Below are 23,714 nucleotides of genomic sequence, written 5' to 3'. Positions count from 1 at the left end.
CACGCGGCGCGCGAGCCGGGCCACGGGAACGACTAGAAGAGGCGCGCCAGGGGAACCGCGACGGTCTCGTTGAAGATGGGCGTCGTCACACCGAAGCCCCTCCACTTGAACACGGGGAACTCGGCCGACAGGTCACCCAGCTCGGCGTAGAGCAGGATGGCGCCATCCAAGAAGCGGGTCTCCAGCTTGAGGTCCGACCGCAGCCGCAGGAACAGCGTGTTGGGGTTCGTCGGGTGCGACGGCGAGCTCAGGTAGATGCCGACGTCGCTCGTGAGCGGCAGGTTGACGCGGGTGAGGGTCACCTCGCCACGCACCGCGACCTGGAGGAACGGGATGCCGATACCCACCGAGACGAAGCCCTTGACGGACAGGTACGGGGTGATGGTGCCGATCAGGTCGACGCCCACCAGGTCCAGGGTGCAGTCGCGCGTGACGGCGCCACCGATGCCGATGGTGACTCCCGTGTCCGCCGCGACACCGCCCTTGATGGTGACGGGGATGAACCACACCACGAACGTGGTGGAGGCGTAGGCGGCGTCCTTCTTGAAGAAGGGGGTGTCCTGCGCGAACGTGAAGCGGATGGGGTAGTGCTGGTCGAGGCCGACGATGGAGAGCCCCATGATGCGGGCATTCACCTTCAAGCGGACCCCGTTGGCCTCCGTCGCCGCTTCGCCATCCACGTGGGCCACCTCGAACGGCGTCGGGCTGAAGACGTTCACGTGCCCGGTGAACTCGCCGTACAGCCGCACGTTGCTCTCGCACCACGGCCCCAGCCCGGCGGCCTTCATCGCCGCGCCGCCCTGGATGACCTCCCAGCCCGCCTTGTACGAGAAGCCCGCGCCGAACGTGGCGTCGCCGGCATAGCCGCTGTCACCCGCCTCGCCGCCGTGGCGCGTGGAGCCCGTCGCCGGGTCCGTGGGCGCGTCCAGCGCGGCCACGTGCGTGCCGTAGGTCTCCAGGTACTGGGCGAGCAGCGTCGTGTTGAGGGTGTAGTCCTTCTGGTTCAGCGCCTTGATGTCGAGCTTGTCCGCGTTGCGAACGAAGCTCTCCGCGCTGAAGTCGTTGCCCGTCAGGAAGAGGCAGGCCTGGAGGTCCGCGGCGCGCCGTGGCCCCATGGCGACCTCCACCATCTCCTTGTAGCGGCGGGGGCTCCAGTCGCACGCCGTGACCTTCGACGTCTCGAGGCAGCCCCGCTCCTGCGCGGTGACGAGCCCCTGCTCGATGGCCTTGTCGAGCCCGTAGAGCCGCTCGGCGGCGATGGCGTTCAGCTCCTTCGTGTTGTGGTCCTTCGACCGGAAGAGCTCCGCGGTCCGCTGCCATTGCAGGTAGACGGCGTCACGCTGCGCGAGCAACGCGGTGAACGCCTCCTGCTCCCGCTGGCGCAGGTCGAGCACGTCGTCGTCGACTTCGACGAGCTTCTTGTTCATCGACTCGTGCCACGCATCCGTCGGCGCGACCCAGTTGCGGGCCTCGACGTTGTTGGCCCGCTTCGCCGCTTCGGAGGCGAACTCGTAGGGCTTGGTGCCGTCGGGGTAGCCGCCGGGCACGAACCGGAAGTACGCGTTCTTGGCCACGCGCTGGCCGTTCCAGATGGGCGCCAGCTTCTGCTTGTCGAGGCTGAGGAGCGTGCGGTTGGCGATACCGTCCTTGCCGAACGCCGCCGCGAAGAAGGCGCGCGAGTCGTCGCCGTACCGCCCCGACAGCCGCTCGAACTGGCTGAAGCCGTAGTACTTCTCGTGCACGTACTCCTGGCACGAGGTCACCTGCGTGCCGTTCTTGCCCCAGCCCTCGAGCTGCGACAGGTAGGCCTTCTCCACCTTCGTCAGGTTCTCGAGGTTCTTGAGATAGAGCACCTGGCCCTTGAGGATCTGGCCCGGGAGCGTCTGGTCCATGCCCTGGAAGCGCGTCGTGCTCGGCACGTAGGTCGTGCCCGTGGTGCCCACGGTCGCGCGCTGTCCACCCAGCTCCGGGGGCAGCTCCGTCACCTTCTTCGGCGAGGACTCCCAGCGCGCCTTCCACTCCGCCTCGACGCTCTGCTGGCAGTACGCATCGTGGACCGAACCGCACGCGCTCGCGCGGTAGTCGACGTTGGCGCACTGGTCCAGCGTGGGCGTGGGGCAATCCGCGGCGAACGCCGCGGGTGCCATCAACATCGTGAGCGAGAGTCCCGCCCATCCTGCCGGGCGCCCCAGAAGACCCTTGTTCTTCCCCTGTGTCATATGACGCTTCGTCCTTGGTGAGAGGTCGCATCCAGCGCGACCGGACGAGCCCCCAGAGCACGGCGCGTGCCGCGCACCGCTTCACTCGGGGATGAGGAAGCGCGCGCCGCCGCCGCGAGGACGTGGCGGCAACACGGCGTCGCGGAGCGTTGCCTGGGAGGCAACACGGCCCGCCTCGAACAGGGCGGAGCCGGCGTCGACCGTCAGTGGGCCACGCGCTCGCGCAGCCAGCCGCGCGCATAGGCCCAGTCTCGACGGATGGTGGCCGGCGCCACGCCCAGCACCGCCGCCGTCTCGCGGATGTCCAGGCCCGCGAAGAAGCGAAGCTCCAGCATGCGCGCCAGCCGCGGCTGGAAGGACTCGAACGACTCCAACGTCCGCTCCAGCACCTGCACGTCGACGGACACGCCCACCGGGGCCTCCGAGTCGTCGTCACTCAGATACAGCGGCGCCAGGTTCGGATCCCGCCGTCGACCGCGCAGACGCACGCCCTCCACCAGCACCCGCCGCATCGCCTGCGCCGCCGCGACGAGGAAGTGCCGGTGTTGGTCCGCCCCCACCGTGTCCCCCACGAGCCTCGACCAGATGTCGCGCAACAGCATGCGGGGACTCAGCGGCGCGAGGGAGGGCGCCTCCTTCATGGCAACGCGCGTCATCTCCTGGAGCTCCTGGTACGCCATGGACCTGAGGACATCCCGGGCCTCCGCATCCCCGTTGCGCACACACTCCAGCAGCAAGGCCATCTCCGGCATGCCCACGGTGACCTCCTGGGGCCTGGGGCCCCATCGAGCCGCGACGCACGAGCTCCTGAATTTCGGAACGAATTCCCCGAAAAATCTTGAGAACAGAGAATTGAATTTCGTGAATCACGACACTCGACGGCCCGGCGGGATGAGACACGGTGAGCCATCACACGTATGTGCGACGGCGTGATGTCTCATCCAACCGGCGTGGACGCCCCACCTGCCCGCACGTCTCCGGCCGCGCGAGGAAGGCGCCCACGGGGTGCGGGCGGAGGAGGTCCCACCCACCCGGAGCCGCCAGGCGAGCGGGGCGCCTGCGGGCTCAGGCGGACGGGAGCCAGAGGACGAAGCGCGCGCCCCCCGTGGCCACGCGCTCGTGGCGCAGGTCTCCGCGCATGCTCCGCGCGAGGCGACGACACAGGGCGAGCCCCAGCCCCACGCCAGGCGCGGAGCGCGCCGCGGCCTGCACGGACTTGGAGAAGGGTTCGAAGAGCTTGCGGGCCGTGGCCTTGTCGATGCCGGGCCCGTGGTCCCACACCGCGAGCCCGACGAGGCGGCCCCGCCGCACCAGCTCGACGTGGACGCGAGGGGCCTCGGTGTTCGCGGCGTATTTCGATGCGTTGTCCACGAGGTTGAAGAGCACCTGCTCCACCGCGGATGGGTCCGTCATCACCATGACGCCCGAAGGGAGCTCCACGCACAGCGAGAGGCCCGCCTGGGCGGCGCGCTCGCGCAGCCGCGGCTCCATGCGCTCGACCATGGCGCGCGCGTCCAGGCGCTCCAGCTTCGCGGGGGTCCGGCCGCGCTCGATGCGGGCATAGGCGAGGACGTTCTCCACGAGGTGACTGAGCCGCTCCGCCTCGCGGTGGAGGATGTCGAAGTACTCCTGGCGCCGCTGCGCGTCCGGTACCATGCCCGCGGCGAGCATCTCCGTGTACATGCGGAACGTCGTCAGGGGCGTGCGCAGCTCGTGTGTGACGGCGGAGACGAACGCGCCCCGCCGCTCGCTCAGCGACAGGACGCCCACCAGCAGCGCCACCACGGCGATGCCCGCCAGCACCACGCCGCTCCACGCCACCGTCAACACCAGGGGCAGCGACGACAGCGCGCCGGAGGACCCCGTCGCATCCGGCGCGCGCCCGGGGACCAGCCGCACGGGGAGCGCCGCGAGCAGCCGCCCCTCCCCCGACACGCCCTCCCCCTCCGCCGACCTCGCCGGCTCCAACACCGCCCGGGGGAGGAGGTCCCCCACCCGGGCCAGCAGCCACGGCTTCAAGGCGTCCCAATCCAGCCAGCATCCCTGGATGTACTCCCCGTCCGCGAGCTGGACGCGCCGGACCAGCAGCAGCGAGCTCTTCACCCACAGCCCCCGCATCTCCTGGAGCGCGGGCGCGGCCTGCTTCACGGGAAGCAGGGCCTGCTGCTGGTAGGCGTTCGCGGTCTGGATGGCGGCCTGACGCGCGCCCCGAACCCGCGCGACGTATTCGCTCGAGTTCTTGGTCCTCTGCACGAGGTCCACGAGCTTGTTGTTCGCATCCTCGTCCGCGGCCACGCGGCGCGAAGGCGTGGGCCGCTCGTCCGCCAGCGCGCGGCGGACGTCCACGGACGCGAGCAACGCCTTCACCGTGTCCAGCCGGTGCAGCCGCGCCTGCATCTCGGAGGTGTCCAGCGCGAGGTCCGCGAGCGGATGCGCGTCGGCGTCGGCGTCCGCGCCGGGTGTCTGCGGCGACGTCACGCGCCCGAACGGGTCCACCTGGAAGTGGAGCAGGACGTGCTCCGGAGGCCCGTGGCTCAGGGGCGAGGTCAGCCAGAGGGTTCCGGAGGGGACGGGCTGTCCGCGCTCATCCAACGCGTCGCGCACGGGGATGCTCGCCGAGTATGCCTCCACCGAAACGCCGCTCTCGCGCCCCACCAGGGGCATCAGCTCCGAGTCGAGCCGCCACAGCGCGAGCCGGACGTTCTCCTCCCGAGCCCCCTGCTCTCGCGTCAGCCGGTCCGTACGGTCCAGCCGCAGCGCGAACATCGACAGCCACACCACCCCCGCCAGCGCGAGCAGCAGGCATGCGCTCACGGCGATCCAGACGCGCCACGAGCGGATCATCGCGGAGCCCCCGCCGCGCGGGCCCGGACGAGAGCGCTCATCGCGCCTCCTCGGGGCCGGAGAACATGTAGCCCTTGCCTCGCACGGTGAGGATGACGCGGGGCTCGTCGGAGGCGTCGCGCAGCTTCTCCCTCAGCCGCGCCATCGTCATATCCACCGTGCGCGTCTGGATGCCCCGCGAGGGCAGGTGCCACACCCGCTCCAGCAGCTCCTCCCGGGAGATGGCGCGGCCGGCGTTCTCCCCCAGGTAGCGCAGCGCGTCCGCCTCGCGCTCGGAGAGGTCCTCGCGGGTGCCGTCGTCGAAGCTCAGCTCGCGACGCTCCACCACGAAGTGGCCTCCCGGGAACACCACCCGAGACGTCCCCACGGGCCGCTCCGCAGACCGCCGCAGCACCGCTCCGGCGCGAGCGAGCAGCTCCCGCACCGAGAAGGGCTTCACGACGTAGTCGTCCGCGCCGAGCTTCAGCCCCCGGACGCGGTCCTCCTCCTGGCCGCGCGCGGTGAGGATGATGACCGGGAGCGTGGGCCGGCTCTTGCGCACGGCGCCCAACAGCTCCAGTCCGTCCCCGTCCGGGAGCACCAGGTCCAGCAGCACCAGGTCCACGGGCGTGCGCTCCGCCAGGTGCTGTCCCTCGCCGCGCGCCCCCGCCTCGAGGACCTCGTAGCCCTCGAAGCGGAGCGCATCCACGATTCCACGACGGATGGCGGAGTCATCCTCGACGACGAGCACTCGACGCGCGGCCATGACGGCATCCTACTCCAGCGTGAGGTTGCGCTTCTTCGCCTCGTTCGCCACCACCTGACCGATGGCGCCATCCAGCGTATTGCCCGTGTCCGCCTGGTTCCTCCGCGCCTCGGTGAGGAAGCGCTGCCGCTCGTTGGCGAGCTCCTGGATGCGCGCCTGGAGCTTCGCGCGCTCCGCCTCGCGGGCCTCGAGCCACGCCTTGCGCCCCGCGGCGTCCAGTCCCCGGAGCGGCTCGGGCAGCTCCTCGGCGGGCATCGCCCCCAGGTCCACCTGCTTCTGCTTCACGGCGTCCACCAGGTCCCAGTTCGCGTTCGAGTAGTTGTGGGAGGCCTTCGCCATCGAGCGGGACACCATGGCGCCCAGGGAGGACTTGAGCGAGTTGCTGTCCTGCACGGCCTGCCGCTGCTGCAGGACCGCGCCCTTCGCGCCGCCGTAGGCGACGTAGGTCTTGTTCAGCTCCGCGCCGAGCCGGGCGATCTCCTCGTCCTGGGGCGCGGGGAGCTCCACCACCTTCGCGTCCTGGTCGATGTTCATGTAGCTGCCGCCCCCGAGCGTGGACCCCTCCTTCCAGTGGTGGGAGATGCCCGTCTCGAACCCGCCGCAGTGGATGGTGTTCACGGTGATGCCCTCCTTGCGCGCGTTCGCCGTCGTCTTGCGGAAGTCCACCGTCCCCTGGTCGAAGTCCTCGTTGCCCGCGATGAAGATGAGCCGCATCGCGTCCGGGTGCCGGCTCCAGGCGAGCTTCTTCACCGCCTCGTCGATGACCTCGCCCGCCAGCTCCGTGCCTCCCGACGTGCGCAGGGCGAAGAGCCGCTCGGAGAGCGCGTCCAGGTCCGTGGTGAAGGGCGAGACGAGGCGGATTTCATTCGAACCCGCGCCCGGGTCTCCGTTGCCGTACGCATACAGCGCGAGCTGCAGCTCCGGACTCACCCCGTCGCGCTTGGCCTTGGAGAAGCGGTTGACGATGTTCCACAACTGCGTGCGCGCCTGGTCCAGCAGCCCATCCATGCTGCCGCTGGTGTCCAACAGCAGGGCGATCTGGATGACGGGGCCCTCCCCCTTCGCCGGGGCGATGGGCGATTCGGACGAGGGGAGCACCACCTGGGCGACAGGCACGGGGGCGCGCGGCGGCGCCACGACCACGTTCGTGGGCGGCGGCGACGGGGGCGCGGCGGTGGGGGCCGGCTTGCCCAGCAGCAGCGCGGCGGCCGCCAGCGCGGCGGCCGAACCCAGGATGACGGGGAGCTTGAGGGCGGGCTTCATCGTTCGTCCTTTCGAGAGGCGGTGCCCGGATGAGCACGCCTGGGACAGTAACGACTGGCCCCCTGTCTCCGGTGTAACCGGCGTGTAACCGGAGGCCCGACTACGACTCGCCCCAGAGGGAGGACAGCTCCAGTTCGAACGCCTCGAAGGGCTCCGCGTGGATCCTGTCGCGGGCCGCGTGCACGGCCAGGAGCACGTAGCGAGAGCCCTCCAACCGGAACACCTCCAGCGTCCGCGCCAACGGGTCGACGATCCAGACCACCGGCACTCCCTCCCGCGCGTAGACGGGCAGCTTCACGGCCCGGTCCAACGACGCCGTCGAGGGCGACAGCACCTCGCAGACCCAGTCGGGAATCAAGGTGAAGGCAGCCCCCTTGGGGAGCTCCGGCATCCGCTCACGCCGCCAGCCCGCGAGGTCGGGCACCAGGACGTCCTCGTCGCCGACGTGGAGTTCGGGCTCGTCCAGGATGAGCCACCCTCCCGGCCCCCCCCGGCCGCGGTCGAAAGGCCCGCCCAGCTCGATGCCCAGGCGCGACGACGCCAGCGCGTGGGGTGGCGCGGGCCTGGGACTGACGTACAACACCCCATCGACCAGCTCCCCGACCTTCGACTCCGGAAGCGCCTCCAGGTCCGCGTAGGTCGCGCGCTTCGTGTCCATGACCACCTCGTGTCCCCCGTCCCCCAGCCCCATCTCCATGTGCATGCGCTGGGAGATAGCACCGGGGTCTGACGTGCCAGGGAGGCTCTCTCATAACCTCCCCTGGAGGTCGGGTCCACTCAGGCGCCGCGGGCCATGAGCAGCTCCACCGCGGCGCGCACCTCGCGCAGGCGCGACGGGTCCGTCACCGCGACGAAGATGGTGTCGTCGCCCGCGACGGTGCCCGCCAGCCCCGGCACCTCCGGCTCACGGTCGAGCGCGAGCGCGAGCGCGGGCGCGTAGCCCGGCCGCGTCTTCACGACCAGCATGTTCGGCGGCGCCTCGATGATGCTCACGCGGGCCCGCTCCGGGATGACCACCGGCTCGGCGACGACGCGTTGGTAGCGCCCGCCCACCTTCTGGACGCCCAGCTTCTTCAGCCGCCGCGACAGCGTGGACTGGCTCGGCGCCTGGCCCTCCGCCTCCAGCAGCTCCTGGAGTACCGCCTGATCGCTGATCTCCTGCTCCGCGATGAGCCGGAGGATTTCCTCGTCCAGGTTCATTCCCACCACCATGCATGCGCCTGAATTTCCATGCAAGGAACCCGCATGGAATGCGCGGGGGAACAATACCCTTGCGCGCCGCGTCTTTCTGCATAATATCCGCGCCCTATTCGCGGCAATGCACGCATTTTCGTGCATATTCACCCACCAATGCATCCGATTCCGGTCGGGGAGCGCAGGCCCATGAAGCACGTCACCCACATCAAGGATCTCGGCCCCGAGGGCGTGGAAGCCGTCCTCGCGCAGGCGGAGGCGTGGAAGAAGCAGGCGCCGGGCGCGCTCTTCCCGGGGAGCATCCTCGGGATGGTGTTCTTCAATCCGTCCCTGCGCACGCGCACGTCCTTCGAGGCGGTGATGCTGCGCGGTGGCGGCAACGCCATCATCCTGGACGTGGGCGCGGGCGTGTGGAAGCTGGAGCACCGCGAGGGCGCGGTGATGAACGCGGACCGGGCCGAGCACCTCAAGGAGGCCGCCCCCGTCCTGTCGCGCTTCGTGGACATGCTGGGCGTGCGGACCTTCTCGCAGGGCGGCGGCGACGAGGAGGACGAGGTCGACCCCATCATCAACGCGTTCCGCAAGTGGGCCACCGTGCCGGTGGTGAGCATGGAGTCCGCGCGCGAGCACCCCTGCCAGGGCCTGGCGGACGTGCTGACGCTGCGCGAGACGTTCGGCTCCACCCAGAAGCTGCCGGTGACGCTGACGTGGGCGCCCCACATCAAGCCCCTGCCCAAGGCGGTGCCCAACTCGTTCCTGCTCAGCGCCGCCGCCGCGGGCTGCGAGATCCGCGTCGCGCACCCCCCGGGCTTCGAGCTGCACCCCGCCGTGCGCGCGGAGGCGGAGGCGTACGCCAAGGCCACCGGCGGCAGCATCACCTACACCCACGAGCAGGACGAGGCGCTCACCGGCAGCCGCGCGGTGTACGCCAAGTCGTGGGGCCCGGCGTCCGCGCAGGCGTACTCGGCCAACGACGTCACCGCGCTCCTGGCGTCCTACTCGGGGTGGATGCCCACCCTGCGCACCATGTCGCGTGCGGCGAAGGACGCCGCGTTCCTCCACTGTCTGCCGGTGCGGCGCAACGTGGAGGTCCACGACGAGGTGCTGGACCACCCCAGCAGCCGCGTGGTGGACGAGGCGGGCAACCGCTTCCACGTCCAGCGCGCGCTGCTGCACTGGATGCGCTCGCAGTCCCGCTGAGCGGCGCCCCCCTCCCGGGCCGTCGCCATCCCATCTCTTTTCTTCCGAGGTCTCCCGTGCCCTTGTCGCCCGACCCGTACTCCGCGCTTCGCAACGCCGCGCGCTACGTGCAGCAGTTCCGCCGCAAGACGTTCGTCGTGAAGCTCGGCGGCGCCATGCTCAGCGACCCGCGCCTGCGCCGCTCCGCGTGCGAGCAGATCGCCCTGCTGTGGACGTTCTCCATCCGCCCCGTCGTCGTCCACGGCGGGGGTCCGGAGCTGGACACGCTGTGCGACGCGCTCCACCTGCCGGTGGAGAAGGTGGCGGGCCGCCGCGTCACGTCCGCGCCGGTGCTGGACGCGGCGAAGATGGTGCTCGCGGGCAAGCTGCACACGGACCTCCTGGCGGACCTGCAGGCCGCGGGCGTGCCGGCGGTGGGCCTGAGCGGCGTGGACGCCGGCCTCATCAAGGCGCGCAAGCGCCCGCCCGTCATGGTGACCGAGCCCGGCGCGACCGAGGGCAAGCTCGTGGACTACGGCCTGGTGGGTGACATCGAGGCGGTGGACACGCGCGTGGTGGAGCACCTGCGCTCCGCGGACTACGTGCCGGTGGTGGCCCCCCTGTCGGGTGGCGCGGACGGCGCGGTGTACAACACCAACGCGGACACCGTGGCGGCGGCGCTGGCGGTCGCGCTGGCGGCCGAGAAGCTCTTCTTCCTCGTCCAGGTGCCGGGCCTCCTGCGCGACCTGAACGACCCGACGTCGCTCGTCACGCTGGCGAACCTCACGGACCTGGCGACCATGGAGAACCAGGGCACCATCTCCGGCGGCATGCGTCCCAAGGCGCACGCCATCCGCCACGCGCTCGTGGGCGGCGTGGGCAGCGTGCACCTGGTGAGCGGCGTGGCGCCCAACGCGCTCCTCGAGGAGGTCTTCACCAACGAGGGCAGCGGCACCATGGTCGTCCGCGAGTCGGCGCCGAAGACGGCGGGGTCCGTGGGATGACTCCGGCGGAGCTGCTCCAGGCGCTGGTGGCCATCCCCAGCGTGTCGGGTGACGAGCGTCTCATCGCGGACACGGTGTCCGGGTGGGCGGAGGGCTGGGGTGCGCGCGTCCAGCGCAAGGGCCACAACGTGTGGTTCTCCGTGGGCAGTGGCCCGCGCCGGCTGCTCGTCAACTCCCACCTGGACACGGTGAAGCCGTGCGCCGGGTGGACGTACGCGCCCCACGCGCCCGAGTGGCGCGAGGACCGGCTGTACGGCCTGGGCAGCAACGACGCCAAGGGCTGCGTGACGGGCATGCTCGTCGCCGCGCGCACCCTGCTGCGGGAGGGGGCTCCCGAGGGCGGCGAGGTCGTCTTCGCCTTCACCGCAGAGGAAGAGACGGGCGGCAACGGCCTGGGGCCGCTGCTGCCGGAGCTGGGGCCGCTGGACGCCGCCGTCGTGGGCGAGCCCACCAGCCTCAAGCCGTGCACCGCGCAGCGAGGCATGCTGCTCTTGCGCTGCACCGCGCACGGCCGAAGCGCGCACGTGGCGCACGCGCACTCCGCGCAGGCCGTCAACGCCATCCACATGGCCGCGGGCGACATCGCGCTCCTGTCGGAGCTGCGCTTCCCGCACCACCCGCTCCTGGGCGAGGCGCGGGCCCAGGTGACGCAGATTTCGGGCGGGCTGGCGCGCAACCAGGTGCCGGACACCTGCGAGTTCTTCGTCGACCTGCGCACCACGCCGAGCATGGACCACGCGGAGGTGGCCCAGCGCATCGGCGGCATGCTCAGGAGCGAGGTGAAGGTCCACTCCGCGCGCTACCTGCCCAAGGCGACATCGGACGCGCAGCCCATCGTCCAGGCGGCGCGCAAGGCATCCGGCGCGGAGCCGGTGGGCTCCAGCACCACGTCGGACTGGGCGTTCCTGGGCGACCTGCCCGCGGTGAAGGTGGGGCCCGGCGACACGCTGCGCAGCCACCTGGCGGACGAGTACATCACCCGGGCGGAGCTGGAGGCCGGCGCCGTCTTCTACACGCGCCTCCTGCGCGGCTACTTCGAGGAGGTGGCTCGTGGCTGACACCTTGTGGGGCAAGGGCGCCGCGCTGGACGCGGTCATCCACCGCTTCACCGTGGGCGACGACCCCGTGGTGGACCTGTCGCTGGCGCCGCACGACGCGCTGGGCAGCGCCGCGCACGCGCGCATGCTGGCGCACGTGGGCCTGTTGAAGCAGGACGAGGCGCGCGCGCTGGTGAAGGCCCTCAAGGGTCTGCACGACGAGGCCCGCGAGGGCCGCTTCACCATCCTCCCGGAGCAGGAGGACGGCCACACCGCGCTGGAGGCCGCGCTGGTGGAGCGCGTCGGCGACGCCGGCAAGCGCATCCACCTGGCGCGCTCGCGAAACGACCAGGTCCTGCTCGCCGTGCGGCTGCTCTTGCGCGAGGAGCTGCTCGCGCTGGGCGCCGGCGCCGTGGGGCTGGCGGAGTCCTTCCTCGACTTCGCCCAGCAGCACGCCCAGGTGGCGATGCCGGGCTACACCCACCTGCGCCGGGCGATGCCGTCCACCTTCGGCATGTGGGGCATGGCCTTCGCGGAGGGGCTGCTGGAGGAGCTGGAGGCGCTGCGCGGCGTGTGGGGCCGGTTGGACCGGTGCCCGCTCGGCGCGGCGGCCGGCTTCGGCGTGCCGCTGCCCATCGACCGCGAGTACACCGCGAAGCTGCTGGGCTTCAGCCGCGTGCAGCGCAGCCCCATCGACGCGCAGAACGGCCGCGGGCGGCACGAGGCGGCGGTGCTGGGCTGGGCCTGCTCGGTGGCGGGAACGCTGGAGAAGTGGCTGTGGGACGTGCAGTTGTACAGCACGGACGAGTTCGGCTTCCTCGGGCTGCCGGACGCGTTCACCACCGGCTCGTCCATCATGCCGCAGAAGAAGAACCCGGACGTGGTGGAGCTGGCGCGCGGTCGGTGCCGGGAGCTGCGCGGAATCGCCCACCAGGTGGAGGCGGTCGCCGGCGGCCTGCCCTCCAGCTACCACCGCGACTTCCAGTTGCTCAAGCGCCCCACCCTGGCGGGAGTGACTTCCGCGCGCGCGTTGTTGGACGTGCTCACGCGCCTGGTGCCGGTGCTCCAGGTGAAGGCGGACGCGGCGGCGCGCGCCTGTGACGACACGCTGTATGCGGCGCACCACGCCTACGTGCTGGTGGCCGGAGGACTCCCCTTCCGCGACGCCTACCGGCAGGTGGGCCGGGAGCTGGCGGACGGCACGTTCCATCCGGACCGGAGCGCCCTGACGGCCACCCACCTGGGTGGCGCCGGCAACCTGGGCCTCGCCCAGGCCCGCGAGGAGCTGGCCGCCGCGCGTGGCTGGCTCGATGACACCCACCGCGCCCTGGCGAAGGCCGCCGAGCGCGTGTGGGCCGACTGATTCTTCCCCGTGAGGAGTGACGACATGAGCAAGAAGAACGTGGTGCTGGCCTTCTCCGGCGGACTCGATACCGCATTCTGCACCGTGTACCTGCGCGAGCAGGGCTACGCGGTCACCACCGTCACGGTGGACACCGGAGGCTTCCCGGCCGAGCAGTTGGCGCGCATCGAGGCCCTGTCGACCAAGCTGGGCGCGGTGGCGCACAAGACGGTGGACGCGCGAAACACCCTCTTCCAGGGCTACCTGCGCTACCTCATCGCCGGCAACGTGCTGCGCGGCCAGCTCTATCCGCTGAGCGTTTCCGCGGAGCGCGCGTGCCAGGCGGTGGAGGTGGTGCGCGTGGCGCGCGAGCTGGGCGCGCAGTCGCTGGCGCACGGCAGCACCGGCGCGGGCAACGACCAGGTGCGCTTCGACGTGGCCTTCCGCTCGCTGGCCGGTGACCTGGAGCTGCTCACCCCCATCCGCGCGCTGGGCCTGAGCCGCCAGCAGGAGCTGTCGTTCCTCGCCGAGCGCGGCATCCACATGCCACCCAAGCTGGGCGCCTACTCCGTCAACGAGGGCATGTGGGGCACGTCCGTGGGCGGCAGCGAGACGCTCAACTCGTGGAGCGCGCTGCCCGAGGCGGCCTTCCCCTCCGGGGAGATTCCCACCGACCTGAAGCCCCGCCCGCTGACCATCGGCTTCGAGCAGGGCGTGCCCACGTCGCTGGACGGACAGGCGATGGGCGCGGTGGAGCTGGTGGAAGCGCTCAACGTGCTCGGCCGCCAGTACGGCATCGGCCGGGGCGTGCACCTGGGCGACACCATCCTGGGCATCAAGGGCCGCGTGGGCTTCGAGGCGCCGGCCGCGCACCTGCTCATCACCTCGCACCGGGAGCTGGAGAAGCTGGTGCTGTCCGGCAAGCAGCTGTTCTGGAAGGAGACCGTGGGCAACCTCTACGGCTCGCTCTTGCACGAGGGCCACTTCTTCGATCCGCTGGTGAAGGACCTGGAGGCGTTCCTCACCTCGTCGCAGGAGCGCGTGACGGGCGAGGTCCGGCTGGTGCTGCACCCGCGCTCCATGGTGGTCGAGGGGGTGCGCTCGCCGTTCTCGCTGATGGACGCGAAGGTGGCGACGTACGGTGAGGCGAACGTGCTGTGGACGGGCACCGAGGCCGCGGGCTTCGCCAAGCTCTACGGCGTGGCGCAGATGCTGTCGCACAAGGCGAAGGGAGGCTGAACATGAAGGTCTTCGTCGACAAGGTGGGGAGCGTCACCCGCAACCTGGGACTGGGGCGCACCGTGCACCTCACCCCCGAGGTGCGGGCCGAGGAGGGCGCCGTCATCGCGGTGCGCATCCACGGGGAGAAGAGCGTCTACAACCAGCTCGAGGACTGCCACGGACGGCTCGTCACCCTGCACGCGGGCGACATCATGGTGGGCGCGCTCGGCCACCGCAACGCGCTGCACGGCTACGAGGGCGTGGTGCCCGAGTCCGTGACGGTGGGCGAGCGGCTGCACGTGCTCAACATGGGCGGCGTCATCGGCAAGTGCACGTCGCACAACCCCGGCGTGGGCACACCCTTCGAGGCCGAGGTGCTGGGCCAGGTGCTGGAGTTCCCCGAACTCCTGTCGCGCAACGGGCAGCCGGCGCACATCACCTCCGGCGCGCTGAAGGGCTCCACCACGCCGGTGAAGTGCCCGGTGGTGTACGTGGTGGGCACCTGCATGAACGCGGGCAAGACGTACGCGGCGAGCGCCATGGTGCGCAAGCTGGCGCAGGCCGGCTACCGCGTGGGCGGCGCGAAGCTCACCGGCGTCTCGCTGATGCGCGACACGCTGAGCATGCAGGACTCCGGCGCGGACGTGGTCATGGACTTCACGGACGCGGGCATCGTGTGCACGGGTCCCCGCACGGCGGCGCGCGTGGCGCGGGTGCTGTTCAGCGAGCTGGCGGCGGCGGACGTGGACGTCATCGTCGCGGAGACCGGTGACGGCATCATGGGCGAGTACGGCGTGCAGGCCATCCTGGCCGACCCGGAGCTCAAGGGCCTGGCGGGGGCGTGGGTGATGTGCGCCAACGACCCGGTGGGCGCGGCGGGCGGTGTGCGGCACCTCAAGGAGACGTACGCCATCGACGTGGACGTGCTCGCCGGCCCCGCCACCGACAACGCGGTGGGCGTGCGGTTCGTGGAGCAGGTGGTGGGCGTTCCCGCCCGCAACGCCCGCGCGGATGCCGCGGCGCTGGGTGGTCTCATCCTCGAGAAGCTGTCGCCGAAGCTGGGCGCTGGAAGGAAGTCATGACGCGGGCGCATATCTACATCCTGGGGGCCTCCGGCTTTGGCGGTGGCGAGCTGCTGAGGATCCTCTCCAACCACCCGGCGGTGGCGGGCATCCGCGTGGTGTCCCGGCACCACGCGGGCGAGCTGGTCCACAAGGTGCATCCGCACCTGCGCGGGCTGGTGGAGGCGCGCTTCGAGGCGGAGCCGGACTGGCGCTGGCTGTCGGACTCGCAGCAGCCGGTGGTGTTCAGCGCGCTGGGCCACGGCGAGCTGGCCACCCAGTTCGTGGGCCTGGAGAAGAAGTGGGCCGAGGTGGGGCTGGCCGACCGCGTCCTGCTGGTGGACCTGTCGTCCGACTTCCGCCTGGACCACCCGGGCCGCTACGCGGGCGCCTACGGCAAGCCCCACCCGGCGCCGGACCTGCTGGGCACCTTCACCTACGGCCTCACCGAGTGGAAGCGCGAGGCCCTCAAGGGCGCCAAGCGCATCGCCAACCCGGGGTGCTTCGCCACTGCGGTACAGTTGGCGCTGCTCCCCATCGCCTCCACGCCCGGCCTGGGCCTCCTGGCGGTGTCGGGCGTGACGGGCTCCTCCGGCTCCGGCTCGCTGCCCGGCGAGGGCACCCACCACCCCACCCGCGCGCATGACTTCCGCGCCTACAAGCCGCTCGAGCACCAGCACGAGGCGGAGGTGGAGGTCATGCTGGTGGCCCACGGCGCCCAGCGCCACCGGCTCGCCTTCGTGCCGCACTCGGCCCCCATGGTGCGCGGCATCTTCGCCACCGTGCAGTTCGAGTGGCCGGAGCACGGCGGCGCGGTCGTGACGCAGTCGCTGACGGAGAAGTTCCGCCGCTACTACGAGGGCTCGAAGTTCGTGCGCATCGTCGAGGGCACCCCGCGCATCGCCGCCGTCACGGGCAGCAACTTCTGCGACATCTCCGTCGCCACGAAGGGCCGCTCCGTCGCCGTCATGGCCGCGCTGGACAACCTGGTGAAGGGCATGGCCGGCCAGGCCGTGCAGAACTTCAACGTGTCGCTCGACCTGCCCGAGGACACCGGGCTGCGCCAGGCGGCCTGCTACCCGTAGCCCCCTGCCCCTCCCGCTCCGGCCCTCGTCCGGCCGGAGCGGTGAGAGGGCCGTCGTCAGGCTCCACCCGGCCACCGCGTCGGGTCCCAGAAGCACCCTTTCCTCCTCGAAGCCGAGCACGTGGCCGGGCGTGAGAATCCGCCGCCCAGCGTCAGGCTCCGCGTGTGCCCGCGTCTGGGCTGCGCTCGCGTCCCCTCCCCGTCCCGCCCAGGTCGAAGTCCTGGATGTACCGGGGGGTGGCCGCGCAGACTCCTCGACGAAAGGCCGTGCATGCCCCTCGCAGAATGTGCTGGAGGCTGTCCTCGTCTCGTCTCCCTCTCCGTGGACCCCGGGGGCAACCCCATGGCGGCCGCGGACCCGGCGCGCTTCCGCGTCCGGTATCACCATTGTCCGGCGTGCCAGCGCTTCTGGTGTGATGGCTGTGAGCAGGGCGGGTCCCCCTGCCGGAGCTGCGGCGGCGCGTTGGAGGGCCCCACGCCGCGACACGCGCTGGAGCTCATCTTCGGCGGACGGGGCCGGGTTCCCGAGCGACTGCTCGCGACGCTCGTCCTGAGGGGCACCGTCTTCGAGGCCCGGCGCCGGGGAGGGAACTAGCCATGGCCCGTCCCGTCCGCGCCGTCCTCTTCGGCCGCAATCCCGGCCAGTACGACACCTTCGACGTGGAGGCCGAGGCCGCGGAGTCCCTGGGCCTGGAGACGTACCAGGTGGACCTGGCCGCGCTCCTGTCCGGGAACACCGCCCGGGCGCTCGAGGCGGTGCCCGAGCACGGCGCGCTGCGGCTGCTCTACCGGGGCTGGATGCTCACCGAGGACGAGTACACCGCGCTCGACGAGGCCCTGCGCGAGCGGGGCCACCGCCTGTTCACGTCCCCCGAACAGTACGCCGCCGCGCACTACCTGCCCCAGTGGTATCCGGAGCTCGCGCCGTACACCGCGCGCTCGGTGTGGACCGAGGACACGGACGCGGACGAGGCCTGGCGCGCCGCACAGGCGCTCGGGCCGGGACCGTGGCTCATCAAGGACCACGTGAAGTCCGCGAAGGAGCGCTGGGCCGAGGCGTGCTTCGTGCCCGCGGGCGCCACCCGCGAGGACTTCGCGCGGACGTGCGCCGCGCTGGTGGAGGAGCGCGGCGAGCGGTTCGAGCGGGGCATCGTCGTGCGCCGCTACCTGCCCCTCAAGGTGTTCGGCCGCACGCCCACCGGCCCCGCGCACCTGGAGTTCCGCCTCTTCTTCGGACGCGGGCGCCTGCTCGCCGCCGAGCCGTACCACGAGTTCGACGTCGAGGTGCCGGACTTCACCGCCTTCGAGCCCCTGGGCCGCCGCGTCGACTCGCCCTTCTTCACCCTCGACGTCGCCATGCTGGAGGACGGCGGCTGGGTCGTCGTCGAGGTGAACGACGGCGGCGTCTCCGGCCTGCCACCAGGGCTCGACCCTCGCCTGCTCTTCGAGGCCCTCCTGGGAACCGGGTAGGCGACCACCCGCCATTTCCCCGAGATTGGAGGGTCCTCACCACTCCGCGACTGCGGTAGGGTTCCCGACCCGTTTGAATTCAAAGCAGGCAAGGGAACGATGCATTTCGAGCTGGCCTTCGTCCTCATCTTCGCAGTCGCGACCGCGGTGGCCATCGCGGCGCGGTACTTCAAGATTCCCTACACGGTGGCCCTGGTGGTGGCGGGGTTGTCGCTGGGCGCGGTGCACGCATTCGAGCCCCCGCACCTCACCAAGGAGTTGCTGTTCGCGATCATCCTCCCCGGCCTGTTGTTCGAGGCGGCCTTCCATGTGGAGTTCCGCAAGTTCTGGAAGAACAAGCTGACCATCCACTCGATGGCGATTCCGGGCGTGGCGGCGTCCGCGGGTCTGACGGCGCTCATCCTGTCGCCGCTGGTGGAGCGGATGAACGTCGTCGAGGGCTTCGGCGTGATTCCGGCGCTGGTGTTCGCCGCGGTCATCGTGTCGACGGACCCCATCGCGGTGGTGGCGTTGTTCAAGTCGCTGGGCGCCCCCAAGCGGCTGCTGCTCCTGGTGGAGGGCGAGAGCCTGCTCAACGACGGCACCGCCGTGGTGCTGTTCACGCTGGTGGTGAACGTGGCCATGGGTGGCCACTTCACGGTGGGCGGGGCGGTGTTCGACTTCATCAAGGTGGCGGGCATGGGCGCGCTGGTGGGCACGGCGGTGGGCTACGCCGCCGCGCGGGTCATCAAGCGCGTGGACGACGCCATGGTGGAGATCACCTGCACGGTCATCGCCGCGTACGGCTCGTTCGTGGTGGCGGAGCACTTCCACTACTCGGGCGTCATCGCGACGGTGGTGGCGGGCATGCTGTGCGGCAACTGGGCCACGCACGAGGGCATGAGCCCCACGGTGCGCGTCGCGGTGGAGAGCTTCTGGGAGTACTGGTCCTTCGCGCTCAACTCGGTGGTGTTCCTCCTCATCGGCATGGAGGTGGAGGTCAGCTCGCTGCTGGCGTCGTGGAAGCCCATCCTCGCGGCCTACATGGCGGTGCTGGTCGGCCGCGCGGTGGTCGTCTACGGCGTGTCCGCCCTCTTGAGGCGCACGTCGGAGCGCCTGCCCTGGTCGTGGACCGCGGTGCTCACGTGGAGCGGCCTGCGTGGCGCCATCTCCATGGTGCTCGTGCTCGGTCTCCCGCCGGACTTCCCGCACCGCGAGCTGCTGGTGAACATGACGTTCGGCGTCGTGGTGCTGTCCATCATCGTCCAGGGCCTGACCATGGCGCCGCTGCTGCGGCGGCTGGGCATCACGGGCATGAAGGACGAGTACCAGGAGCAGTACGAGCTGGCGCGCGGCCGGCTGGGTGCCATCCACGCGGCGCTGGCCGCCCTGGAGGCCATGCGCCGCACGCGTGAGATTCCCGCGGACGTGCTGGGCCAGTTGGAGCGCGAGTACCAGCAGAAGGAGACCACGACGGAGAAGGAGCTCACCGAGCTGAAGCAGCAGTCCATGCGCTTCCACGAGGAGGAGCACCAGGAGGCCGTGCGCCGCGTGCTCATCGTGGAGAAGGAGTCGCTGCTCAAGGCCTACCAGTCGGCGACCATCGGCAAGGAGGCGTTCGAGCACCTCACCGCGGAGCTGGACGAGCGCATCGCCCAGGCGGACGCCGCCGAGGCCCATACCAACGTGCCGGCGACGCCGCCCACGCCCGCCGTGGGGACCTGAGCGCGGGGACGTTCGGCCACCTCCACGACGGAGGTGGCCGGGTCGGCCCGGATGGACGGCACCGAATCACGACGACGAGGCCTTGGCGTGAGCCTCCCGTCGTTCGGCTGAGGTCGCGCGGCATCGAGGCTCACGCCTTCGGGGCTTCGCCGAACGACTCGGCCCGATTCGGCCGGGCCTGCCCGGCATTGATGCTCGCGCGCAGGCCGCCAGAGACAGCGGAACGTCGGCGGGGGCCTCCGCCCCATTCGACGGAGGCTGCTCGGCGCTGCGACTCGCGCGTCAGGCCCCTGGAGACTTCGGCGCTTCGGCAGGGGCATCTGCCCCATTCGGCTGAGCCTGCGCCGCGTCAGCGGAGACCTGTTCCGTCGAGGCCTGCGGCGCGGCGAGCACCTCTGCAGCGATGCTGGATTCGGTGCGGGGCACCGCTTCGAGACGGGCGGTCCCCTCCCGGACCTCCACCGAGGCGTCGCCCCCCTTCCCATCACGCGCCACATCCAGGAGCGCGGCGGTCGCGACGTCGATGCGCCCGGTATCCGGCATGGGGCGCGAGTCAGGCACGGCCCCCACCGCGGTATCGACCTTTCCAGTCTCCACCGCAGGCGACGTCTCACTGGGGCCAGTCCCGGTGGCGACCGACGCGGAGGCGCTCGCGGCGGCCGCGGCCTCGCGCTGTTCGAGCCGGGCGCCGCCCTGCTCCGCCGCGCGGAGGAACTCGTCGTACTCGGACCGACGATCCTCGGACTTGTTCTGCGCCTTCTGCGACTGCATCTCCGCCGCCGCGCGCCCCATCATCACCGCCCGGGCGCAGATGACGACGCCCACACCGAAGGCGAGCACGTTCAGCACCGAGCCCAGCCCGCCGAACCAGAGCGAGTCCACGCCCCCCTGTACGAATCCCAGGGCCAGCACGAACCCCGCCCCGGACACGGCCGAGCCGGCCGCGGTGTTCCACGGCTTCAGCTCCATCACCCGCGCGGCGCCGTAGCAGAGCACCGGCAGCACGACGAGGACCCACAGGTTCTCCAGGACCACCGCCATCAGCGTCTTGAGCGCGCCGAAGGGCAGCGACTGGATGCGCTGGGACAACCGGAGGGTCAGCGAGACACTGAGAATCGAGCCACCAATCAACGCCAGGAACCCCAGTCCCACGATGAACTGGAAGCGGCGGATGCGGACGCGAAGCGGCTCGAGGGCACTCGTCTTGGGACTCACGGAGGGCAGCCTACCTCAGTTCAGCCCTCGTCCTCGTCCGTGTCCGTCTGGGCCCCTGGCGTCCGAGGAGGCGGCCCGTCCCCGTAGAACACCTCCTCCATCACCAGCCCATGGGCCGGCGCGGTGGGCCCGGCGCGCTTGCGGTCCCTGGCGGCGAGCACCTCCGCGACCCAGGCCTCCGGCTTGCGCCCCTTGCCCACCTCCATCAGCGTCCCCACCAGGTTGCGCACCATGTGCTTCAAGAAGGCCGTGCCCTCCACCACGAAGGAGATGTCCCCTCCCGGAGTGCCCTCCACGGCCACCTTCCACACCTCGCGCACCGCGTGCTTCGCCTGGCAGTCCGCCGCCCGGAAGGACGAGAAGTCGTGCCGTCCCACCAGGGACGCCGCCGCGCGGCGCATGGCCTCCACGTCCAGCGGCGCGAAGACCTCCCAATGGGTCGCGCGACGCAGCGGAGAACGCGACCGGCGATTGCTCACCCGGTACCGGTAGCGCTTGCCTCGGGACCAGCGACGTGGGTCGAAGCCCTCCGGCGCCTCCACCGCGTCCACCACCGCCACGTCCTCCGGCAGCAGGCTGTTGAGCCCCATGACGTACGCCTTCAGGGGCAGCGTCCGCTCCGTGTCGAAGCTCACCACCTGCCCGGTGGCATGGACGCCCGCGTCGGTGCGCCCGGCGGAGCGCACGGACACCGGCGCGCCGAGCAGCTTCGCCAGGGACGACTCCAGCACGGATTGGAGCGACGGACCGTTGGGCTGCACCTGCCACCCGACATACCCCGTGCCCTCGTACTCGAGCGTCAGCTTCAGCCGGGGCATGTCAGCGGTACTTGAGCCAGGCTTCGAGGAGCTCCGCCACCATGCGCCCGGCCGGAACGCCGTTGCGGCGCGCGACGGCATCCAGGGCCTCCGCCACGTCGCGCGAGAGGGGGACGGCCAGCATGTGCGGCTCGGTGCGGACCTCGGGGCCCCCCGGCGCCAACGCCGCGATGCCCGGCGGGAGGGTGATGGGCGCGGTGGTGGCGGGAGACGGCTCCGGGACGGGGGGCTCGGGGGGCACCGGAGGCCCCTCCGTGTCCAGCGCGGCCACCACCTCCGACAGCTCCAACGCCTCCTCGGACGTGGGCGCGGTGGCGGCGCGAGCACGATGGCGGCGCTGCTCCTCCTGGAGCTCCTCCTCGAAGAGCTGCTTGATGAAGTTGGCCAGGTGCAGCGGCGTGGGCGTGAAGTCGTAGGCGTCCAGGAACGCGTCCAGGTCGCGCTGCATCTCCTCCGCGGACTGGTAGCGCCGGTCCCGGTCGCGCTCCAGCGCCTTCATGAGGATGGCCTCCACCTTCTCCGGGAGGTCCTCGCGGAAGTACGACGGCGCGTAGATCTTCCCCTCGGTGATGCTGCGCATCACCGCGACCTCCGACTCGCCGGTGAAGAGCTTGAAGCCGGTGAGCCACTCGTAGAGCACCACGCCCAGGGAGAAGACGTCGCTGCGACAGTCGAGCGTCTTGCCCAGGCACTGCTCCGGGCTCATGTAGCTGAGCTTGCCCTTGATTTCGCCGGTGCGCGTCTGGCCCACCTGGTTGGCGGCCTTGGCGATGCCGAAGTCGAGGATCTTCACCGAGCCGTCGAAGGCGACGACGATGTTCTCCGGCGACACGTCCCGGTGAACGATGTTGAGCGGGTTGTCGTAGAGGTCCACCTTGGTGTGCGCGTGATGCAGCCCCGCGCAGACACACGAGGCGATCTTCACCGCGTACACCAGCGGGAAGGGGATGCCGAGCGCCTCCGCCTTGGGCACGACGCGCCGCATGTCCCGGCCCGCCACGTACTCCATGGCGATGAAGTAGCTCTCGGCGATCTTCCCCAGGTCGTGGATCTGCACGACGTTGGGGTGGTTGAGCTGGGCGGCCAGCCGCGCCTCGTTGAGGAACATCTTCACGAAGGCCGCGTGCTTGGACAGGTGCGGGCGGATGCGCTTGATGACGACGGACGTCTCGCGCCCATCCTCACCTTCCTGGTTCGCGAGGAAGATTTCGGCCATCCCTCCCACGGCGATCCGGTCGATGAGCCGGTACTTGCCAAAGCGTCCGGTGTCACGCTGCTGCGGTGCGGCGGGAGACATGTCGTTACGGAACATTACCCGTGACCGCCCTGGCGCGCTAACGAAGTTGGACGAAGGCCACCTTCAGGGCGGGCTCCTGTCCCGCCGGAGCCGGGAAGTCGAGGGCCGAGGGACCCGACGAGCCCACCACCCGCCCCTGCCGTCCCGCCAGGGCGATGCCCTCCAGCACCATGCCCTCGAAGCGCTTCATGGGGAGGCCGGCGTGGTTGCAGCAGGCGACCAGGCGTCCTCCCGGGGCCACCACACGGGCGGCGGCCTCGGCCAGCCGGGCGTAGTCGCGGGCCGCGGAGAAGCGGGCCTCCTTCGTGTTGGAGAAGGACGGGGGATCGGCGATGACCAGGTCGAAGGACTCGCCCTTCTTCGCCAGCCGCCGGAGCCAATCGAAGACGTCCCCCGCGATGTAGTCGTAGCGGTCCACGGACTGTCCGTTGAGGCGCGCGTTCTCCTCGCCCCATTCCAGGACGCGCCGGCTGGCGTCGATGTTGAGCGCCCGCTTCGCGCCCCCCGCCCGCGCCACGACGCCGAAGGCGCAGGTGTACGCGAAGAGGTTGAGCACCGTCAGGCCCCGGGCCTGCCCCAGGAGCCACGCGCGCGTGTCGCGCATATCCAGGTACAACCCCACCGACAGCCCTTGCGCGGGGCGGATGAGGAAGGACAGGCCGTTCTCCAGCGCGGTGAGCGACTCCACGGGCGCGCCCCTCGCGACGTCCTCCGGCGCCAGGGTGTCCTTGGCGACGTTGGCCAGCACGCGGGCCTCGCGGGGGCGGCGCTTGAGGTAGACGCTCGTGGGCGCCCACGCGGCCACGGCGGCGTCGAGCAGCGCCGCCTCCTCCTGGGGCGTGAAGTCGCGGTAGAGGCTGATGACACACAGGCCGCCGAACTGATCCGCCGTCACGTCGGGCACGCCGTCCGCGTCGCCCTGGAGGACGCGGAAGGCGGTGGTGTGGGAGTCGGTCAGCAGGGAACCGCGCCTGGCGCGCGCGGCCCGGAGCGTGTCCACGAGGGCGGGCATGGACG

General features: G+C 71.0%; 21 protein-coding genes. 10 read left to right on the top strand and 11 right to left on the bottom strand.

The genetic code is table 11. The features are described from left to right. Positions 1 to 32: 32 nt before the first annotated feature. The 7 genes from LZ198_RS13990 to LZ198_RS13960 all read right to left on the bottom strand — a co-directional run bounded on the left by LZ198_RS13990 (position 33) and on the right by LZ198_RS13960 (position 8,283). Positions 33 to 2,153: a hypothetical protein gene (locus LZ198_RS13990; protein ID WP_253972445.1), complete on the bottom strand. Its 2,121-nt coding sequence runs from the start codon at positions 2,151 to 2,153 to the stop codon at positions 33 to 35. Positions 2,154 to 2,422: 269 nt separating this feature from the next. Continuing rightward, entirely contained in the window at positions 2,423 to 2,971 is a 549-nt protein-coding gene (locus LZ198_RS13985; RefSeq protein ID WP_253972444.1) for an ECF-type sigma factor, read from the bottom strand. Positions 2,972 to 3,284: 313 nt separating this feature from the next. After that, entirely contained in the window at positions 3,285 to 5,063 is a 1,779-nt protein-coding gene (locus LZ198_RS13980) for a sensor histidine kinase (protein WP_253972443.1), read from the bottom strand. 37 nt (positions 5,064 to 5,100) lie between these two features. Further along, positions 5,101 to 5,808 (bottom strand): response regulator transcription factor, encoded by a 708-nt coding sequence (locus LZ198_RS13975; RefSeq protein ID WP_253972442.1) that lies wholly within the window; start codon positions 5,806 to 5,808, stop codon positions 5,101 to 5,103. A gap of 9 nt (positions 5,809 to 5,817) precedes the next feature. After that, entirely contained in the window at positions 5,818 to 7,071 is a 1,254-nt protein-coding gene (locus tag LZ198_RS13970) for a vWA domain-containing protein (protein WP_253972441.1), read from the bottom strand. Between the two features lie 100 nt (positions 7,072 to 7,171). Further along, a complete protein-coding gene (locus tag LZ198_RS13965) occupies positions 7,172 to 7,729 on the bottom strand; it encodes a Uma2 family endonuclease (protein ID WP_253972440.1) in 558 nt (185 codons plus the stop codon). Positions 7,730 to 7,848: 119 nt separating this feature from the next. Further along, positions 7,849 to 8,283, bottom strand: a complete 435-nt coding sequence (locus LZ198_RS13960) for an arginine repressor (protein WP_323382552.1) — start codon at positions 8,281 to 8,283, stop codon at positions 7,849 to 7,851. 171 nt (positions 8,284 to 8,454) lie between these two features. Between LZ198_RS13960 and LZ198_RS13955 the strand changes: the two genes are divergently transcribed. The 10 genes from LZ198_RS13955 to LZ198_RS13910 all read left to right on the top strand — a co-directional run bounded on the left by LZ198_RS13955 (position 8,455) and on the right by LZ198_RS13910 (position 19,367). Further along, positions 8,455 to 9,465 carry an N-acetylornithine carbamoyltransferase gene (locus LZ198_RS13955; protein WP_253972438.1) on the top strand — a complete coding sequence of 337 codons (1,011 nt, stop codon included), beginning with the start codon at positions 8,455 to 8,457 and terminating at the stop codon, positions 9,463 to 9,465. Between the two features lie 56 nt (positions 9,466 to 9,521). Continuing rightward, positions 9,522 to 10,448 carry an acetylglutamate kinase gene (gene argB, locus LZ198_RS13950; RefSeq protein ID WP_253972437.1) on the top strand — a complete coding sequence of 309 codons (927 nt, stop codon included), beginning with the start codon at positions 9,522 to 9,524 and terminating at the stop codon, positions 10,446 to 10,448. After that, the gene (locus LZ198_RS13945; RefSeq protein ID WP_253972436.1) at positions 10,445 to 11,506 is read left to right on the top strand and encodes a M20/M25/M40 family metallo-hydrolase; all 1,062 of its coding nucleotides are present in this window, start codon (positions 10,445 to 10,447) and stop codon (positions 11,504 to 11,506) included. Before argB ends, LZ198_RS13945 begins: the two co-directional genes overlap by 4 nt. Then, positions 11,499 to 12,848 carry an argininosuccinate lyase gene (gene argH, locus LZ198_RS13940; RefSeq protein WP_253972435.1) on the top strand — a complete coding sequence of 450 codons (1,350 nt, stop codon included), beginning with the start codon at positions 11,499 to 11,501 and terminating at the stop codon, positions 12,846 to 12,848. The genes LZ198_RS13945 and argH overlap by 8 nt, the downstream gene beginning before the upstream one ends. A 24-nt stretch (positions 12,849 to 12,872) precedes the next feature. Further along, entirely contained in the window at positions 12,873 to 14,066 is a 1,194-nt protein-coding gene (gene argG / locus LZ198_RS13935; RefSeq protein ID WP_253972434.1) for an argininosuccinate synthase, read from the top strand. A 2-nt stretch (positions 14,067 to 14,068) separates the two neighbouring features. Further along, a complete protein-coding gene (locus LZ198_RS13930) occupies positions 14,069 to 15,130 on the top strand; it encodes a DUF1611 domain-containing protein (protein ID WP_253972433.1) in 1,062 nt (353 codons plus the stop codon). Continuing rightward, the gene (argC, locus tag LZ198_RS13925) at positions 15,127 to 16,194 is read left to right on the top strand and encodes an N-acetyl-gamma-glutamyl-phosphate reductase (RefSeq protein WP_253972432.1); all 1,068 of its coding nucleotides are present in this window, start codon (positions 15,127 to 15,129) and stop codon (positions 16,192 to 16,194) included. Before LZ198_RS13930 ends, argC begins: the two co-directional genes overlap by 4 nt. A gap of 270 nt (positions 16,195 to 16,464) precedes the next feature. Beyond that, positions 16,465 to 16,788, top strand: a complete 324-nt coding sequence (locus LZ198_RS13920; RefSeq protein WP_253972431.1) for a hypothetical protein — start codon at positions 16,465 to 16,467, stop codon at positions 16,786 to 16,788. A 2-nt stretch (positions 16,789 to 16,790) separates the two neighbouring features. Next, positions 16,791 to 17,663 (top strand): ATP-grasp domain-containing protein, encoded by an 873-nt coding sequence (locus LZ198_RS13915; protein ID WP_253972430.1) that lies wholly within the window; start codon positions 16,791 to 16,793, stop codon positions 17,661 to 17,663. A gap of 99 nt (positions 17,664 to 17,762) precedes the next feature. Continuing rightward, positions 17,763 to 19,367 (top strand): Na+/H+ antiporter, encoded by a 1,605-nt coding sequence (locus LZ198_RS13910; protein ID WP_253972429.1) that lies wholly within the window; start codon positions 17,763 to 17,765, stop codon positions 19,365 to 19,367. A 282-nt stretch (positions 19,368 to 19,649) separates the two neighbouring features. On the opposite strand, the gene LZ198_RS13905 is transcribed toward LZ198_RS13910, so the two are convergent. From LZ198_RS13905 to LZ198_RS13890, 4 genes are read right to left on the bottom strand one after another with little or no spacing between them, the layout of a single operon-like run. Then, the gene (locus LZ198_RS13905) at positions 19,650 to 20,582 is read right to left on the bottom strand and encodes a hypothetical protein (protein ID WP_253972428.1); all 933 of its coding nucleotides are present in this window, start codon (positions 20,580 to 20,582) and stop codon (positions 19,650 to 19,652) included. Positions 20,583 to 20,602: 20 nt separating this feature from the next. Beyond that, a complete protein-coding gene (gene truA / locus LZ198_RS13900) occupies positions 20,603 to 21,400 on the bottom strand; it encodes a tRNA pseudouridine(38-40) synthase TruA (RefSeq protein WP_253972427.1) in 798 nt (265 codons plus the stop codon). A gap of 1 nt (position 21,401) precedes the next feature. Further along, positions 21,402 to 22,697 (bottom strand): serine/threonine protein kinase, encoded by a 1,296-nt coding sequence (locus LZ198_RS13895; RefSeq protein WP_253972426.1) that lies wholly within the window; start codon positions 22,695 to 22,697, stop codon positions 21,402 to 21,404. Positions 22,698 to 22,734: 37 nt separating this feature from the next. Beyond that, the gene (locus tag LZ198_RS13890; protein WP_253972425.1) at positions 22,735 to 23,709 is read right to left on the bottom strand and encodes a class I SAM-dependent rRNA methyltransferase; all 975 of its coding nucleotides are present in this window, start codon (positions 23,707 to 23,709) and stop codon (positions 22,735 to 22,737) included. Positions 23,710 to 23,714 lie beyond the last annotated feature (5 nt).

Origin of the sequence: Myxococcus dinghuensis (genome assembly GCF_024198235.1) — a bacterium.
GTDB lineage: Bacteria > Myxococcota > Myxococcia > Myxococcales > Myxococcaceae > Myxococcus > Myxococcus dinghuensis.
The sequence above is the reverse complement of the archived record's forward strand: the minus strand, read 5'-3'. Positions and strand labels throughout refer to the sequence as shown.